This is a genomic window from Martinezella sp. CNPSo 3957 (assembly GCF_057784395.1).
Genome location: NZ_JBXSOU010000009.1, coordinates 235,770 through 251,056, shown reverse-complemented (window position 1 = coordinate 251,056; position 15,287 = coordinate 235,770). Strand labels below are relative to the sequence as shown.

Annotated in this window: 16 protein-coding genes; all 16 read right to left on the bottom strand. The window is 59.2% G+C overall.

Translation table 11 applies throughout. The features are described 5' to 3' along the window. Positions 1-194: 194 nt before the first annotated feature. The 16 genes from ureC to AC13QE_RS21550 all read right to left on the bottom strand — a co-directional run bounded on the left by ureC (position 195) and on the right by AC13QE_RS21550 (position 15,283). Positions 195-1,907 (bottom strand): urease subunit alpha, encoded by a 1,713-nt coding sequence (gene ureC / locus AC13QE_RS21625; protein WP_112399199.1) that lies wholly within the window; start codon positions 1,905-1,907, stop codon positions 195-197. Between the two features lie 3 nt (positions 1,908-1,910). After that, positions 1,911-2,534: a Urease operon accessory protein gene (locus AC13QE_RS21620; protein ID WP_488485218.1), complete on the bottom strand. Its 624-nt coding sequence runs from the start codon at positions 2,532-2,534 to the stop codon at positions 1,911-1,913. 17 nt (positions 2,535-2,551) lie between these two features. After that, a complete protein-coding gene (locus AC13QE_RS21615) occupies positions 2,552-2,986 on the bottom strand; it encodes a lysozyme inhibitor LprI family protein (RefSeq protein ID WP_488485183.1) in 435 nt (144 codons plus the stop codon). Positions 2,987-3,001: 15 nt separating this feature from the next. Further along, positions 3,002-3,307: an urease subunit beta gene (locus AC13QE_RS21610; protein ID WP_112334914.1), complete on the bottom strand. Its 306-nt coding sequence runs from the start codon at positions 3,305-3,307 to the stop codon at positions 3,002-3,004. Between the two features lie 10 nt (positions 3,308-3,317). Further along, positions 3,318-3,572 (bottom strand): DUF1272 domain-containing protein, encoded by a 255-nt coding sequence (locus AC13QE_RS21605; RefSeq protein ID WP_132717342.1) that lies wholly within the window; start codon positions 3,570-3,572, stop codon positions 3,318-3,320. 7 nt (positions 3,573-3,579) lie between these two features. After that, positions 3,580-3,882, bottom strand: coding sequence for an urease subunit gamma (locus tag AC13QE_RS21600; protein ID WP_015340839.1), 303 nt, complete (start codon positions 3,880-3,882; stop codon positions 3,580-3,582). Between the two features lie 31 nt (positions 3,883-3,913). Further along, a complete protein-coding gene (locus tag AC13QE_RS21595; RefSeq protein WP_488485182.1) occupies positions 3,914-4,735 on the bottom strand; it encodes an urease accessory protein UreD in 822 nt (273 codons plus the stop codon). A 309-nt stretch (positions 4,736-5,044) separates the two neighbouring features. Beyond that, positions 5,045-6,016: a 2-hydroxyacid dehydrogenase gene (locus AC13QE_RS21590; protein WP_488485181.1), complete on the bottom strand. Its 972-nt coding sequence runs from the start codon at positions 6,014-6,016 to the stop codon at positions 5,045-5,047. Between the two features lie 147 nt (positions 6,017-6,163). Beyond that, complete coding sequence (locus tag AC13QE_RS21585; RefSeq protein WP_015340842.1) at positions 6,164-7,285, bottom strand: branched-chain amino acid ABC transporter substrate-binding protein; 1,122 nt, start codon at positions 7,283-7,285, stop codon at positions 6,164-6,166. Positions 7,286-7,469: 184 nt separating this feature from the next. Beyond that, the gene (locus AC13QE_RS21580) at positions 7,470-7,823 is read right to left on the bottom strand and encodes a DUF6867 family protein (RefSeq protein WP_488485180.1); all 354 of its coding nucleotides are present in this window, start codon (positions 7,821-7,823) and stop codon (positions 7,470-7,472) included. Positions 7,824-7,847: 24 nt separating this feature from the next. Then, on the bottom strand, positions 7,848-8,576 hold the full coding sequence (locus AC13QE_RS21575) for an ABC transporter ATP-binding protein (protein ID WP_132717346.1): 729 nt from the start codon (positions 8,574-8,576) through the stop codon (positions 7,848-7,850). After that, a complete protein-coding gene (locus AC13QE_RS21570) occupies positions 8,576-9,448 on the bottom strand; it encodes an ABC transporter ATP-binding protein (protein WP_488485179.1) in 873 nt (290 codons plus the stop codon). The genes AC13QE_RS21575 and AC13QE_RS21570 overlap by 1 nt, the downstream gene beginning before the upstream one ends. Beyond that, a complete protein-coding gene (livM, locus tag AC13QE_RS21565) occupies positions 9,448-10,872 on the bottom strand; it encodes a high-affinity branched-chain amino acid ABC transporter permease LivM (protein ID WP_488485178.1) in 1,425 nt (474 codons plus the stop codon). Before livM ends, AC13QE_RS21570 begins: the two co-directional genes overlap by 1 nt. A gap of 4 nt (positions 10,873-10,876) precedes the next feature. Continuing rightward, positions 10,877-11,779 carry a branched-chain amino acid ABC transporter permease gene (locus AC13QE_RS21560; RefSeq protein WP_132717348.1) on the bottom strand — a complete coding sequence of 301 codons (903 nt, stop codon included), beginning with the start codon at positions 11,777-11,779 and terminating at the stop codon, positions 10,877-10,879. A 304-nt stretch (positions 11,780-12,083) separates the two neighbouring features. Beyond that, entirely contained in the window at positions 12,084-14,510 is a 2,427-nt protein-coding gene (locus tag AC13QE_RS21555) for a GcvT family protein (RefSeq protein ID WP_488485177.1), read from the bottom strand. A gap of 218 nt (positions 14,511-14,728) precedes the next feature. Further along, positions 14,729-15,283, bottom strand: coding sequence for a sarcosine oxidase subunit gamma (locus tag AC13QE_RS21550; protein ID WP_488485176.1), 555 nt, complete (start codon positions 15,281-15,283; stop codon positions 14,729-14,731). Positions 15,284-15,287 lie beyond the last annotated feature (4 nt).

Genomic DNA, 15,287 nt, shown 5'->3' with positions numbered 1-15,287 from the left:
TAAAAAGCGGTATATTTCCCAAGTTGTGAACAGCCGGAGACTACATCCGTAAGATCCAACTTGCCGAGAAAAATGCGCGATGGCACCACCACCACGTCATGTCATTGATATTGCTGCGCCTAGTACGCAGCATATGAAAACCCCGGAAAACCGGGGCTTTCATCTCTGCCCGATGATCGGCGTCCGAAATATCCTCAGAAGAGAAAATATCGCTGCGCCATCGGCAGCACGGTTGCCGGTTCGCAGGTCAAAAGCTCGCCATCGGCACGCACTTCATAGGTTTCCGGGTCCACCTCGATATGCGGCGTCAGGCTGTTGTGGATCATGGATGCCTTGGAAATGCCGCCGCGCGTGTTCCGAACGGGCAGCAGCGTCTTGGCGACACCAAGCTTGCCGGCAAGCCCCGCATCGAAAGCCGCCTGGGAAACGAAGGTCACCGACGAATTCGTGCGATTCTTGCCATAGGCGCCGAACATCGGCCGGTAGTGCATCGGCTGCGGCGTCGGAATGGAGGCATTCGGGTCGCCCATCGGTGCTGCGGCGATCGAGCCGCCGATCAGCACCATCTCCGGCTTTACGCCGAAGAAAGCCGGGTTCCAGAGCACCAGATCGGCGCGCTTGCCGACCTCGATCGAACCGACCTCATGGCTGACGCCATGCGCGATCGCCGGGTTGATCGTATATTTAGCGATGTAGCGCTTCGCGCGGAAATTGTCGTTGTCGCCTACCTCCTGCGCCAGGCGGCCGCGCTGGCGCTTCATTTTATCGGCGGTCTGCCAGGTACGGATCGCCACTTCGCCGACACGGCCCATCGCCTGGCTGTCGGAGGAAATGATCGAAAAGGCGCCGATGTCGTGCAGAATATCCTCAGCGGCGATCGTCTCCTTGCGGATGCGGCTTTCGGCAAAGGCGATATCCTCCGGGATCGACGGCGACAGGTGATGGCAGACCATCAGCATGTCCAGATGCTCGGCAATCGTATTAACCGTATAGGGCCGCGTCGGGTTGGTTGAGGACGGAATGACGTTCGACTGCCCGCAGATCTTGATGATATCAGGCGCATGGCCGCCGCCCGCGCCTTCCGTGTGGAAAGCGTGAATGGTGCGACCCTTGATGGCACCGATCGTATCCTCCACGAAGCCGCTTTCATTCAATGTATCCGTGTGGATCATTACCTGCACATCATATTCGTCCGCAACGCTGAGGCAGCAGTCGATCGCCGCCGGTGTCGTGCCCCAGTCCTCATGCAGCTTGAGCGCGCAGGCGCCGCCAAGCACCATTTCCTCCAGTGCGGCGGGAACGGAGGCATTGCCCTTGGCGGAAAGGCCGATATTCATCGGAAACGCGTCAAAGGATTCGATCATGCGCGCCAGATGCCACGGCCCAGGCGTGCAGGTCGTTGCCAGCGTGCCGTGCGCCGGCCCCGTGCCTCCGCCAAGCATGGTGGTGACGCCCGACATCAGCGCCTCCTCGATCTGCTGCGGGCAGATGAAATGAATATGGCTGTCCATGCCGCCGGCGGTGACGATCTTCCCCTCGCCCGCAATCGCCTCCGTGCCGGGTCCGACGATGATATTGACATTGGGCTGCATATCCGGATTTCCGGCCTTGCCGATTGCAACAATGCGGCCATCCTTCAGGCCGATATCCGCCTTGACGATTCCCCAATGATCAAGGATGAGCGCATTCGTAATGACTGTATCGACAGCGCCGCCGGCGCGCGTCACCTGGCTCTGTCCCATGCCGTCACGGATGACTTTGCCGCCGCCGAATTTCACCTCCTCGCCATAGGTGGTGAAATCCTTCTCCACTTCGATGAACAATTCGGTGTCTGCCAGACGAACCTTGTCACCAACAGTCGGTCCGAACATGTTGGCATAGGCGGCACGAGAAATCTTGTAGGGCATGATTCAGTCTCCTTCGGAGGCAGAGATAAGGTTCGTGGCGGCAAGGCGCCTGAGGCGACCGAGGGAAACATAGGCATCCACCAGCTGTTTTTCGGCGGCAAACGGATGTTCCTCCCAGCCTGTGTGGCTGAAACCGGTAATGGCAATATCGTCGTCTGGATGGCGTGACATCACATCGGCGATTACGATCATGCCGCTGCTCGGCACGATGTAGGAGCCGGGATCGTAATCCGCCAGCGCCGTATCGACGCCTTCGTGAATGGCTCGGTCGATCACCACATGCTGTTTACCTGTGGCCTGGCAGAACGCGGTGAACTGATCTGTATAATCGTCGCAGAAATCGTCGAGCTCGGGATGCGAGATCGCCAAAGATGCGCGCAGCTCAGAGAATTTGTCTGGATCACGCACGCTCCAGATTTCCGATGCGGCAGCAACAGCAGGGCTCTTGCGCCACTCCGCCGAGCCGAGCATGGCGCGGGCCGGCCGGCCTGTGTTGCAGACAGCGATGACATCGGTTCGGCTGCCGCCGGCTCCCATGGATCGGCAATCGTTGAAACGGATCACGAGATCGGCGGCATCGATGACAGCGGCTGCACCGGCCGCAATCTCACCATTGCCGACGATCATCACGTGGCGCCTGGAATTCACTGACCACCCTCCGGCCCATCAGCGAGATCCTTCAATTCCTTGGTCCGCGTCTTGGTCAGCTCCGCCTTGCAGCCGGAGACGAGCATGGGCTCCATCGAGCCGCCGCGGGCCTGAAAGCCTTGCGCCTCACACTCGCCGTCGCGATAATCCACCCAGGCGCGCTGCGCTTTAACCAGTGCCTTTTCAGCGCCCTTCATATCGTTATCGAGATCCGCATCGATGGCGACCATCGCAGCGCGCGTTTTCTTATATTGCGCGTTCAACGCCTTGTCGGCCGTGTCGAACTCGAGAGCGGCGCAGATGTTGAGGTCCGTCTGCGCCTCGGCTTTGGCGCAATCGATCTTCGGCTCATCCGGATTGTTCTGCGCAAAGGTAGGGCCGCAGATCAGGGCTGCAGCAAGAGCGACGGCAGCGGGCGCAAGCAATTTCATCGACACCCCCAGAAGCTAGAGCTTGCCCATGACCTGCTGGCGGAAGCCATAGACTTCACGCTTGCCCGACAGCGGAATCAAGGTGACCGAGCGTGTCTGCCCCGGTTCGAAGCGCACGGCGGTGCCGGCGGGAATATCGAGCCGCATGCCCCTTGCCTTATCGCGGTCGAAAGACAGCCCGGCATTGGTCTCGGCGAAATGATAGTGGCTGCCGACCTGAACCGGCCGATCGCCCGTATTGGAAACCTCAAGCGTTGTGGTCGGCGCTCCGACGTTGAGTTCGATGTCGCCGCTTGCGGCAATAATTTCACCTGGAATCATGGTTCTCTCCTCATGCGGCCTGGACGGGCGCACATCCCTCAGCTTTCAGAACACGTTTTGTCGAAGCGGGATATTTGGCGAGCAAGGCCGCCGGGCGGATTGGACGCTGCGCGAAGTCACCGCCGCAGTTCGGGCAGACGCCGCCTAATACGGTATCGACGCACTCAGCACAGAAGGTGCACTCGAAGGTGCAGATCATAGCGTCTTGGCTTTCCGGCGGCAGATCCCTGTCGCAGCATTCGCAATTTGGCCTCAGCTCCAGCATGGCAACCTCATCGGATGGGTTCGTGGACCGTGACGAGCTTGGTGCCGTCGGGAAATGTCGCCTCGACCTGAACGTCATGGATCATCTCGGCAACGCCCTCCATCACCTGATCGCGCGTGATGACATGGGCGCCGGTCTCCATCAACTCAGCGACCGGGCGGCCATCGCGTGCGCCTTCGACCACGAAATCGGTAATCAGCGCAATGGCTTCGGGATGATTGAGCTTCACGCCGCGCTCAAGCCGCCGCCGCGCCACCATCGCCGCCATCGAAATCAGCAGCTTGTCTTTTTCTCTCGGAGTGAGGTTCATCGCCTACCTATGTGATTGCTGTTTGCTCAATTTACAGATTCCAGACTTTCGGCACAGGCGCTCCGTCGCGCAAGGCGGAAATGATCGGGATGAGTATTTTTCTGAGCGCGAAGCCATCGGCGGCAACAAGCCGCACGACAAGCTTCTCACCCCAGTGGCTGGCACCCCCCATATGGGTTTCGAGGAGCGGCCTGATCCGGCCGCGATAAGTCTCGGCCAGCGGCCCGACATAAAGCAAGGTCGCAAAGGCGACCTGACCGTCCAGCACAGCCATCTTCGCCGTCAATGCAGCCACATCGCCGTCCAACCGCAGTTCCTCGGCATGAACCAGCCGCCCGCCGCGGCGGATGCGCCAGCGATCGCGAAACAGTCCCCGCTCCATCGTCTCGCCCATGGCTTTGCGCCCAAGCAGGATCGCCTCGACGGCAAGGAATTCGGCCGCATCGTCAAGTTCGGCATTCAACATACGAGAAAGCGAGGCGCGGTCGAAGAGGATGGTCTCCTGCGGCAGCCAATCGACACGGGCGCCGTGGCCAACCTTGATGGACGTTTCGACCTCTGCCGTACCGGCCGAAGCCTTGTAGATCTTCTCGCAGGCTTGCGTGGTCACATCGATGCGTGTGCCCGGCGCGGCGGAAATACTCCAATCCATGCGGTCGCCGCCCGTCAAGCCGCCGGCCGTGTTGATAATGACGGCCTCCATGGAATGATCGAAAGTTTCCGGCAGCCTGATCTTGGCCGCGCCCTCCTGAAAGAGCTCGGAAAGGCGCGTGCGGCCGCCAAGCGACTTCGCCGCAAGATGGCCGCGACCCCGCGCCCTCTGCGGTCTTGTCCCTGCCACCGTCATTGCCATCAGCCTCTCCACGCATCGCACATGCCAAGCCCGGCCATTGAAGCCCGGCGAGCAATAAACGCAAGCAATTCCTGTGCCTTATTCGACGCCGTGCAATATTGGCCCTATATCAGCCGCATCAGCTGCATTTTTCGTCAAACGCTCAAAAGAAAGGCAAGCTTCTGCAACGGATGTGTTTGATCCTTGGCGCGGAGACGATGCGCGTCAGCCTGGAGCAGTTCCAGCAAGGTGCGAAGCGGTTTTGCGTCCAGAACTACATGAAGCAAGAAGATAGAACGTTTCCGCGATTCCAAGAAAAGCGGAAATGCTCTAGATCACACGATCCGGTGGCTCGCGCCCGGCAAAGAAGGCGGTGACATTGTCCACCACCTTCATTCCCATGGCGGTGCGCGTTTCTTCCGTGGCGCTGCCGAGATGTGGCAGAAGCACGACATTGTCCATCGCCCTCAACCGCTCGGGAACATGCGGTTCAGCCTCATAAACGTCGAGGCCGGCGCCACGGATCGTCCCCCGCTCGAGCGCCGAAATCAGCGCCGCTTCGTCGACGACATCGCCCCTTGCGGTATTGATCAGGAAGGCCTCCGGTTTCATGGCCGCGAAACGGGCCGCGTTCATCAGGTGCCGGTTCTCGGCACCGCCTGGACAATGCAGGGAGACAAAATCGGAGACTTCCAGAACATCTTCTACGGTCTGCAACTGGACGGCGCCATAGCGAGCCGCCTCCATGGGATCGATGGCGGAGCGATTGTAGAAGACGACATCCATACCGAAGCCAAAATGGCAGCGCTGCGCGAAGGCACGGCCAATGCGGCCGAAGCCGATAATGCCGACGGTCTTGCCGGTGACCTTGGTGCCGACCAGATGTGTTGGCCGCCAGCCGCTCCAGGCGCCGGCCCTGACTTCACGCTCGCCTTCGCCGCCGCGGCGCGCAACGGAAAGAAGGAGCAGCATGGCAATATCGGCCGTGCAATCAGTCAGCACACCGGGCGTGTTGGTGACGACCACGCCCTTCTGTTTTGCCGCGGCAATATCGATATGGTTGAACCCGACCCCGAAATTGCCAAGAATCTTCGTCCTGATCGCCTGACCTTCGAAAAGTGCTGCAGGAAGCTTGTCGGAAACGGTCGGCAGGACTGCATCATAGGCGAGCAGCGCCTCGCGCAGCTGCCCCGCGTCGAGCGCGATGTCATCCGTGTTCAACGTCGTGTCGAAACGCTCGGAAAGCACGGATTCGACCGCGGCCGGCCAGCGTCGGGTCACAAGAATACGGGGTTTGCTCATGCGGTCATCCTCCTGCCGATATCAGGCAGATTTAAAGCAGCCTTGGCTTGAAGAAAATGGCGAACCGATATCGCGAATATGAAAAAGCCCGGCCGGTGGCCGGGCTTCTCAGGTCTTGCTCATGCCGGAAAACCGGCATTACAAAGCTTACTTCGAGATTTCGTCGTAGTTGTACTTGCCGTCGGAACCCTTGGACCACTTGTACATGACGTAGTCCGGACGGGTGATGTCGCCCTTGGCGTTGAAGCCCAGATCGCCGATAGCGGTCTTGAACGGACCCTTTGCCTTCAGCGCATCGGCAACAGCCATCGGATCGTTGGAACCGGCAGCCTTGGCGGCGGCAGCGATAACCTGCAGAGCCGAGTAGGAGTAGAGCGTGTAGCCTTCCGGCTCGTAGCCGGCAGCGCGGAACTTGGCGACAAGGTCGGCGGAAGCCGGGTTCTTGCGCGGATCCGGTGCGAAGGTCATCAACGTGCCGTCGACGGCGTCGCCGGCGATCGATGCCAGCTCGTTCGAGACGATACCGTCACCCGACATGAAGTGAGCCTTCACACCCTGGTCGGCCATCTGGCGCATGATGAGGCCAGCTTCCGTGTGCAGACCGCCGTAGTAGACGAAATCGACGCCAGCCTGCTTCATCTTGGCGATCAGGGCCGAGTAGTCCTTATCGCCGGGGGTGATGCCTTCATAAACGACTTCCGTCACGCCAGCGGCGTTGAGGTTCTTCTTGGTTTCATCGGCCAGACCCTGACCATACGGGGTCTTGTCGTGAACGACGGCAACCTTGGCGCCCTTGAAATTGTCGGCGATGTACTTGCCGGCAACTTCGCCCTGCTGGTCGTCACGGCCGCAAGTACGGAACGTGTTCCACAGGCCGCGTTCGGTGAACTTCGGGTTCGTCGAAGCGGGAGTGATCTGCAGGATGCCGTTTTCAGCGTAGACTTCCGAAGCCGGAATGGAAACGCCCGAGTTGAAGTGACCGACGACGAACTTCACACCGTCAGCAACAAACTTGTTGGCGACCGAAACGCCTTGCTTGGCGTCGGAGACGTCGTCGCCGAGTTCGATCTTGATCTTTTCCCCATTGATGCCGCCTGCAGCATTGATGTCGGCTGCTGCCTGTTCCGCACCCTTCTGAAGCTGCGCGCCAAACGCAGCATTCGGGCCCGTCAACGGACCGCCAACGCCAACAATGATATCGGCCTTCGCAGCGCCGCCGAAAGCGATCATCGCCGACAAAGCCACCGCCGACAGAAGATACTTCTTCATATTATTACTCCCAATTTTTAAGCGGGTTCCGTTTAATCTGCCCTGCGCGATACCCACCAATCATCACGCCGGTAACGCTTGCATTCCGAACTCTGGAAGCATGACCCGGCCCGTTCCCATCTGTTTTTATGGGCTGGATGACGCTCTTGGTTGTACGCAGACTGTGCCTAGTTTAGGCCCAGTGTCAATTCTTCTTCTTCCAAGAAAAGGCTGAGGTCCTTTCGTAGAGCCAATAGTAATTATTCACCATCTGATCGGTACGACGATACCGGTATCCCGCCGTCGCAAAAACAAGCAGAAGCACGACATCGATGATGTAGATGGTGAGGTCGAACACCGGGCCATTGAACAGCGCATGGTGCAGAAACTGCAGTCCAAGGCCGATCAGAAAGCTGTAGACGACGACAATCGGATAGTTTTCCCAGCTGGAAGCGACGGCGCGGCCTGCGCGCCACGCGGTCCAGAAACCCAGGATGACGATAACGGCACGGATCACCATGCGGCCGCCGGTATCGCTGTCGAAGAAAAGTCCCTGCATCTCAAATTCCCCGCGAAACGAAACTCAATGATGTCCGCCTTCGAGATAGGCGGCGCGCACTTCCGGATTGGCGAGCAATTCCTTGCCGGAACCGCTCATCGTCACCCGGCCGTTGACCATCACATAGGCGCGGTCGGAAAGCTTCAGCGCCGCGAAGGCATTCTGCTCGACGAGGAAGACGGTCAGCCCCTGGCTCTGGTTCAGAACCTTGATCGCTTCGAAAATGCCCTTGACGATCAGCGGTGCTAGGCCAAGCGATGGCTCGTCCAGCAGCAGCAGCTTCGGGCGCGCCATCAATGCACGACCGATCGACAGCATCTGCTGCTCGCCGCCGGAAAGCGTGCCGCCGCGTTGCGACTGACGCTCCTTCAGGCGCGGGAAGAGCGTGAAGATCTTCTCGACGTCCTCGTTGAAGTATTTGAGCTTATCGAGGCTCGCACCCATCTGCAGGTTTTCGTAGACGGTCATGCGCGGAAAGATGCGCCGCCCCTCCGGCGATTGCGCGATGCGAAGCCGCGCGATCTCGTGCGTCGGCATGCGCGTAATATCCTGGCCGTCGAAAGTGACCGATCCGGTACGAGCCTGAGGGCTGCCGCAGATCGTCATCATTAGCGTCGACTTGCCGGCGCCGTTGGCACCGATCAGGCTGACGATCTCGCCACGGTTGACTTCGATGTCGACCCCGGCAAGGGCGCGGATATTGCCGTAATAGGTTTCCACGCCCGCAACTTTGAGAAGTGGCTGCCCCGTCATCAATGTTCACCTTCCTGGAGGTGTTCGACTTCGGCAATCACCTCTTCCACTTCCTCATCCTCAACGCCCAGATAGGCAGCGATCACGCGAGGATCGTTCTTCACCTCATCCGGCGTGCCATCGGCAATCTTCTGCCCATATTCGAGGACGATGACATGGTCGGAAATCTCCATAACCACCGACATATCGTGCTCGATCAACAGGATAGACGTGCCGGTATCCTTGCGGATACTGCGCAGGAATTCGTTGAGAACCAGGGATTCGCGAGGGTTGAGACCGGCAGCCGGCTCATCCAGGCAAAGCAGCTCCGGCCCCGTGCACATTGCGCGGGCGATTTCCAGGCGACGTTGCGCGCCGTAGGGAAGATCGCCGGCCGGATCGTCGGCGCGATCAATGAGATCGGCTTTCTCGAGCCAGAAGCGCGCGAGTTCGATCGCATTCTTGGCTTCGGAACGATACGGCCCGATGCCGAGCAGACCGAGGATCGTATAGCCGGAGGCGCGCATCAGCTTGTTGTGCTGCGCCACCAGCAGGTTTTCCAACACGGTGAGGCCCGAAAACAGGCGGATATTCTGGAAGGTGCGCGCCACCTTGGCTTCACGCGTGATCCGGAAATCCGGAAGCCGTTCCAGGAGATATTCCTTACCGGTCTTCTGATGCAGGCTGATCATACCCATCGTCGGCTTGTAGAAACCGGTGATGCAATTGAACACTGTCGTCTTGCCGGCGCCGTTCGGGCCGATGAGGGCGGTGATGTCGCCTCGCTTCGCCTCGAAGGAGAAATCGTTGATCGCCATCAGGCCGCCGAATTTCATCGACAGATGATCGACCTTCAGCAGAACGTCATTGGGGTTTGTGGTCACAGCGTTCATCAGCCGTGGCCCTCCTTGGTAAAGCTGCCGGAGACCGCTTTTCGCTCTTTGAGGAAGGCGGTCGGCTCACGCGTACCGACAAAGCCGCGCGGCTTGAAGATCATGACAACCACCATCGCAAGGCCGAAGATCAGCATGCGGTAGAGTTCCGGAGTGAAATCCGGGCCGAAGCCGGGAATAATTGTCGTGTCGCCCCAAACCAGGCCAGTCTTCAGGAAGCTCATATTACGCAGCGCTTCCGTGCCGCCGATCATGGCGATCGCCGCGATAGCGATACCCTTCAACGACCCCATGCCGCCCAGGACCACGATCGCCAAAATGATTGCGGATTCGAGGAAGACGAAGGATTCCGGCGAGACGAAGCCCTGGCGCGCCGCGAAGAAGGAGCCGGCAAAGCCGCCGAACATCGCGCCGGTGGCAAAAGCCGTCAGCTTCGTCGTTACCGTATTGATTCCGAGCGAACGGCAGGCGATTTCATCCTCGCGCAACGCTTCCCACGCACGTCCGATCGGCATGCGGCGCAGCCTGATGGTGACATAGGCCGTCAGCATGCAGAGCAGCAGGATCACATAGAACAGGAAAATCTTATACCAGGCAGACGAGATCGGCAGACCGAAACTACGCACGAAATTGTGCGGGTCCTTCATATCGAAAGTATAGAGGCCAAAGAGCGATGCCTTGGTGATGTTGGAGATACCGAAGCTTCCCTGCGTCACATCGGTCCAGTTGGTCAGCACGATGCGGATGATTTCACCGAAGGCAAGCGTCACGATCGCCAGATAATCACCCCTGAGGCGCAGCACCGGAAAGCCGAGGACCATCCCCCAAAGCGCTGCCAGAAGGCCCGAAATCGGCAGAAGCAGCCAGAAGGATAGGCCGAAATGCATCGACAACAGTGCATAGGAATAGGCACCGACCGCATAGAAGGCGACATATCCCAAGTCGAGCAGACCGGCGAGGCCGACGACGATGTTCAGACCCCAGGCAAGCATCACATAGATGAGGATCTGGATGCCGAAATTGTCCACATAGGTCAGCGCCCCTTGCGGCCCGAGGATTGTCACCGCCGCCAGCGGATAAATCAACAGAAACACAAGGGCGATCTTGTTGAAATGCTTGGAGACGAAGCTTTGTTCGCCCTCTACCTGGACGACCTTGGCCTTGGCTGCCTTTCGCGCTGCCAGATAAGGCTGGACGAAGACCGTCATGATGAAGCGGCCGACGGTAGCGATCGCAACGATGGTCGCCAGAAGGCCCCAGCGCTGCACGATGATCAGCTTGTTGTCCATATTCTGATCGGTCTTGAGACCGATATAGAGGACAAACATGCCAAAGGATATGACAGCGGTCCAGAGGGCGTCCGTAATCCCTTTCTGGACAAGGCCGGGTGCGGTCTTGCCTGCAACGAAGTTTGAATTTGCCATGGCGTTATACCTTTTCGACTTCCGGCCGGCCGAGAATACCCGTCGGCTTGAAGATCAGCACGTAGGCCAGGATACCGTATGTCGCGACATCCTTATACGCGATGGGAAAATTGCCCGACCAGAACGACTCGATGAAGCCGATCATCAGACCGCCGAGAACAGCGCCCGGCAGCGAGCCGATGCCCCCCAGAACCGCGGCGGTGAACGCCTTGACACCAGGCACGAAGCCATCCGTGAAGTTCGCGACGCCATAATACATCAGATACATCGTGCCGGCGACGGCAGCGAGCGCCGCCCCCATGATGAAGGTGATGGAGATGGTCCGGTCGACGTTGATGCCGAGCAGCGCCGCCATCTTGCGGTCCTGCTCAGTGGCGCGCTGCGCGCGCCCAAGCGCCGTCTTGTTGACGATGTACCAGAAGGCGGCCAGCAGCACGACGGTGATGATGAAGATGATGATCTGCTTCAGCGACAGCGAGACGCCGCCGAAATTGTAGACATCACCCACCAGTGTCGGGATCGGCTTGTTGCGCGGGCCCTGTGCGACCTGGATGAAGTTCGACAGAACGATCGACATGCCGATTGCCGTGATCAGCGGCGCGAGGCGGAACGATCCGCGCAAGGGCCGATAGGCGACGCGCTCGATCACCCAGTTCCAGAGGCTCGTCATCAGCATGGCGACAATCAGCATCACCAAAAGCAAGATGGCGACCGGGAGGCCGGCAAATAGCGAAATGAGAACTAGATAGGTGATAAGAGCGGCAAAACCGCCAAGCATGAACACGTCACCGTGGGCAAAATTGATCATGCCGATGATGCCGTAGACCATGGTGTAACCAATGGCGATCAGGCCGTAGATCGACCCGAGAGTCAGCCCGTTTAAGAGCTGCTGGATAAAATAATCCATATATCATTTCCCCTGGATGCGGCGTCATACGATCGCATCTCTTATTACTTTTTTAGGCTCCTTCTGGAGGCCTATGGCCGCGATTCCATACTGGTTTCGAAAGAAATGTGAAGCCAAAAAGGCAAGAAATTGACAAATTCTTTTCAAATCGCGGTGCGCTGATGCGAATTCGACCAAAAATGACACGAAAGCGGCAGTCCGTGGCTCAAAATTAGCCAAAGCCGCCTTCTGCCGCGCCCAAATTGAAAAGCTCTCGTCAGCGGCAGGTCATTCGTGATCCACCGCTGCCTTGTGAAGGCGCTCTTCAGGCGCGCATGCGGGCGCCGTCTGCGTCGAACAGCGGTTCGACCTGAAGCCTTGCCGGCAGAAGTTCGCCGAGCAATTCGATCGCCCAGCCCTGCGTCTCGTCGACAATTTCCTTCGGCACGTAGCCGACTGCAACGGAAAGACCGGAAGCGTGCGCATAGCCGCCCGAGGTCACCCAGCCGCAAACCGCGCCCTTGTGATAAATGGGCTCGTCGCCGATGACGTCGGCATCCCTCGCGCTCAGAATGAACGTGCACAGCCGCAAGGTTCCGCCTTCCGCCTTCTCCTTGGCAGCCGCAGCCTTGCCAATGAAATCGGCTTCCTTGGACAGCGCGACGAACCGGTTGAGCCCGGCCTCGAACGGACCATATAGCGGCCGGTATTCGCGCGCCCAACTGCCGTAGGATTTGTCGAGACGCAGTGCATTGAGCGCTCTCAACCCAAAGAGCCGGATGTCGAACTCGGCGCCCTCCTGCATCAGAAGATCGAAAATATAGCGCTGGTATTCCGGCTTCATCCAGATCTCATAGCCGAGGTCGCCCGTATAGGAGACGCGGCCGACGATGGCAGGCGCCATGCCGATATCCATGCGGCGGATCGACATGAAGGGGAAGGCGGCCGTGGAAAGATCCTCATGGGTCAGCTTCTGCAGCAGTTTGCGGGCATTCGGGCCGGCGATCGAAAGGCCGAGAAGCGAAAGACCGAGTGCATTCAGTTCGACCGAACCGTCCTTGGGCAGGAGGCTTTCGAACCAGCGCATGTGATAGGCTTCGGCAATGCCGGAACCGATGAGAAGGAAATCTTCCTCACCGAGCTTGGCAAGCGTGAAATCGCCGATCAGCTTGCCGTCATGCTTCAGCATCGGCGCCAGTGTCATGCGGCCCACGGCCGGAATACGGCAGGTCAGCAGCGTGTCGAGGAAAGCTTCCGCTCCCGGCCCCTTGACTGAATATTTGGCAAAACCCGACGTTTCCATCAGGCCGACGCTTTCGCGCACCGCCTTGGCTTCCGCGCCAACGACGTCGAAATCGTTGGAACGCCGCCACGAGAATTGATCCACTTCGCCCTGCGGAGCAAACCATAGCGCCTGCTCAAGGCCATAGTAAGCGCCGAAGACGCCCCCGGCTTGCTTCAGCTTGTCGTAGATCGGCGTCGTCAGCAGCGGACGTGCAGCCGGAAGTTCCTCGTTCGGATAGCGGATCGAGAAGCGGCGGGTATAGTTCTCGCGCACCTTGGCATTGGTATAGGCGAGCGTCGCGTAGTCGCCATAGCGGGAGACATCCATGGCGAAGACGTCGAAGCCCGGGTCGCCGTAGATCATCCAATTGGCCAGCGCCAATCCGACGCCGCCGCCCTGGCTGAAGCCGGCCATGACCGCACAGGCCGACCAATAGTTCCTCAACCCGCGTACCGGCCCGACAAGCGGGTTGCCGTCGGGCGAGAAGGTGAACGGACCGTTGATGATCTTCTTGATGCCCGCATTGTTGAAGGCCGGGAAGTGGCGGAAGCCGACTTCCAGTTCCGGCGTGATCCGCTCGATATCCTCGGCCAGCAGTTCGTGACCGAAATCCCAAGGGGTCGTTAGCGGCGACCATGGACGGCAGGCCTTTTCATATGTGCCCATCAACATGCCCTGCCGCTCCTGGCGCAGATAGATCTCGCCATCGAAATCGACGCAGTGCATCAGTTCCTTGCCCGTCGTCTTGTTGAAGTCGATGACCTCAGGCATGTCCTCGGTAATGAGGTACATATGCTCCATGGCGAGCACCGGCAGCTCCAGCCCCACCATACGGCCGACTTCGCGCGCCCAGAGACCGGCGGCGTTGACCACATGCTCGGCGATGATCTCACCCTGATTGGTGATGACGCGCCAGAAGCCGTCTTCGCGCTGCACCAGCTCTTCCACCTTGGTGTGAAGGTAGATTTCCGCGCCATTCTTCTTGGCGGAGCGGGCATAGGCATGCGTCGTACCATAGGGGTCGAGATGGCCTTCGACGGGATCGTAAAGCGCGCCGACGAACTGATCGGGATCGAGGAGCGGCATCATCTCGTGCGCTTCCTTCGGCGTCAGCAGCGTCGCGTCCAGGCCGTTGTAGCGACCCTTAGCGAGAATGGACTTCAGCCAGTCGAAGCGCTGCGGGGTAGCCGCCAGCATCAGGCCGGAGGTGAGGTGCAGGCCGATGTCCTGGCCGGAATATTCCTCGATCTCCTTATAGAGCTCGACCGTATATTTCTGCAGCTTGGCGACGTTCGGATCGCCGTTGATCGTATGCATGCCGCCAGCGGCATGCCAGGTCGATCCGGATGTCAGCTCAGAACGCTCGAGTAGCACCACATCCGTCCAGCCGAATTTCGTCAGGTGATAGAGCACCGAACATCCGACGACACCGCCACCGATGACGACGACCTTGGCATGGCTTTTCATTGGGGATCCCCTGTTTTCGGCACGAAGCCGCCGGGTGTCTTCCCGCGCGACCGACCGTATTTGAGAGGAACCCTAGAGGCTATCCGATAGCCCAAATAGCCCGAACTGCGAAACCGATATGTCTGTTTGCGCCATCGCAATTGTTCGGATCGCGCCATCGGCTATGGGCAGCGCAAGCCGGCTGACACGCCATCCGACATCAGACGATATAAGGATTTTCAATCGGCGAAACCGGCCGTGAGCGCGAACTCCCGTCCCATCTCCATGATCTCTTCGAAGACGCTGCCGGCATAGGAGCGCGGCACGATGATTTCGAAACGATCGGGGCCGGTGCGGGCAACATTGGCGCTGACATGGCAGCACAGCATGTTGGCAGATTGCCCCTCGGCAAAGAGCTGCGGATGCAGATCAACGGCGACGCATTTGGCGAGGATGCGACGAACGTTGGGGCCGGAGATGCGAAGCAGCACGCGGCCATCACTCTGCTCGAAGAAGGAGGCACACGCCGGATCGAGCGTAAAGAGATCCCGCGCAACGCTATCGGCGCCGAGCGTGTCCGACACAACGAACCATTCCCTCGGCCCGACATTGCGAACCGATACATCCTTCAGCGCCTTCAGGCTCGTCAGAACACCATTCTGATCGCCGGCCTTCGCGAGCACGGAGAAGATGGCCGGACGACGCACCACGGCGAGATGATTCGGATTTGCGGCAGCCTCGAAACCGGAAATATGATCTTCCAGCACATGCCTGTTCTGAAACGCGACGCTCATCGAT

What these genes read in the sequence shown, in the direction of transcription:
- AC13QE_RS21620 (WP_488485218.1), bottom strand. Translation starts at nt 2,534, where the DNA reads ATGATCGTCGGCAATGGTGAGATTGCGGCCGGTGCAGCCGCTGTCATC.
- AC13QE_RS21580 (WP_488485180.1), bottom strand. Translation starts at nt 7,823, where the DNA reads ATGCAGGGACTTTTCTTCGACAGCGATACCGGCGGCCGCATGGTGATC.
- AC13QE_RS21600 (WP_015340839.1), bottom strand. Translation starts at nt 3,882, where the DNA reads ATGAACCTCACTCCGAGAGAAAAAGACAAGCTGCTGATTTCGATGGCG.
- livM (WP_488485178.1), bottom strand. Translation starts at nt 10,872, where the DNA reads ATGGCAAATTCAAACTTCGTTGCAGGCAAGACCGCACCCGGCCTTGTC.
- AC13QE_RS21555 (WP_488485177.1), bottom strand. Translation starts at nt 14,510, where the DNA reads ATGAAAAGCCATGCCAAGGTCGTCGTCATCGGTGGCGGTGTCGTCGGA.
- AC13QE_RS21615 (WP_488485183.1), bottom strand. Translation starts at nt 2,986, where the DNA reads ATGAAATTGCTTGCGCCCGCTGCCGTCGCTCTTGCTGCAGCCCTGATC.
- AC13QE_RS21610 (WP_112334914.1), bottom strand. Translation starts at nt 3,307, where the DNA reads ATGATTCCAGGTGAAATTATTGCCGCAAGCGGCGACATCGAACTCAAC.
- AC13QE_RS21550 (WP_488485176.1), bottom strand. Translation starts at nt 15,283, where the DNA reads ATGAGCGTCGCGTTTCAGAACAGGCATGTGCTGGAAGATCATATTTCC.
- AC13QE_RS21575 (WP_132717346.1), bottom strand. Translation starts at nt 8,576, where the DNA reads ATGACGGGGCAGCCACTTCTCAAAGTTGCGGGCGTGGAAACCTATTAC.
- AC13QE_RS21560 (WP_132717348.1), bottom strand. Translation starts at nt 11,779, where the DNA reads ATGGATTATTTTATCCAGCAGCTCTTAAACGGGCTGACTCTCGGGTCG.
- ureC (WP_112399199.1), bottom strand. Translation starts at nt 1,907, where the DNA reads ATGCCCTACAAGATTTCTCGTGCCGCCTATGCCAACATGTTCGGACCG.
- AC13QE_RS21590 (WP_488485181.1), bottom strand. Translation starts at nt 6,016, where the DNA reads ATGAGCAAACCCCGTATTCTTGTGACCCGACGCTGGCCGGCCGCGGTC.
- AC13QE_RS21595 (WP_488485182.1), bottom strand. Translation starts at nt 4,735, where the DNA reads ATGGCAATGACGGTGGCAGGGACAAGACCGCAGAGGGCGCGGGGTCGC.
- AC13QE_RS21570 (WP_488485179.1), bottom strand. Translation starts at nt 9,448, where the DNA reads ATGAACGCTGTGACCACAAACCCCAATGACGTTCTGCTGAAGGTCGAT.
- AC13QE_RS21585 (WP_015340842.1), bottom strand. Translation starts at nt 7,285, where the DNA reads ATGAAGAAGTATCTTCTGTCGGCGGTGGCTTTGTCGGCGATGATCGCT.
- AC13QE_RS21605 (WP_132717342.1), bottom strand. Translation starts at nt 3,572, where the DNA reads ATGCTGGAGCTGAGGCCAAATTGCGAATGCTGCGACAGGGATCTGCCG.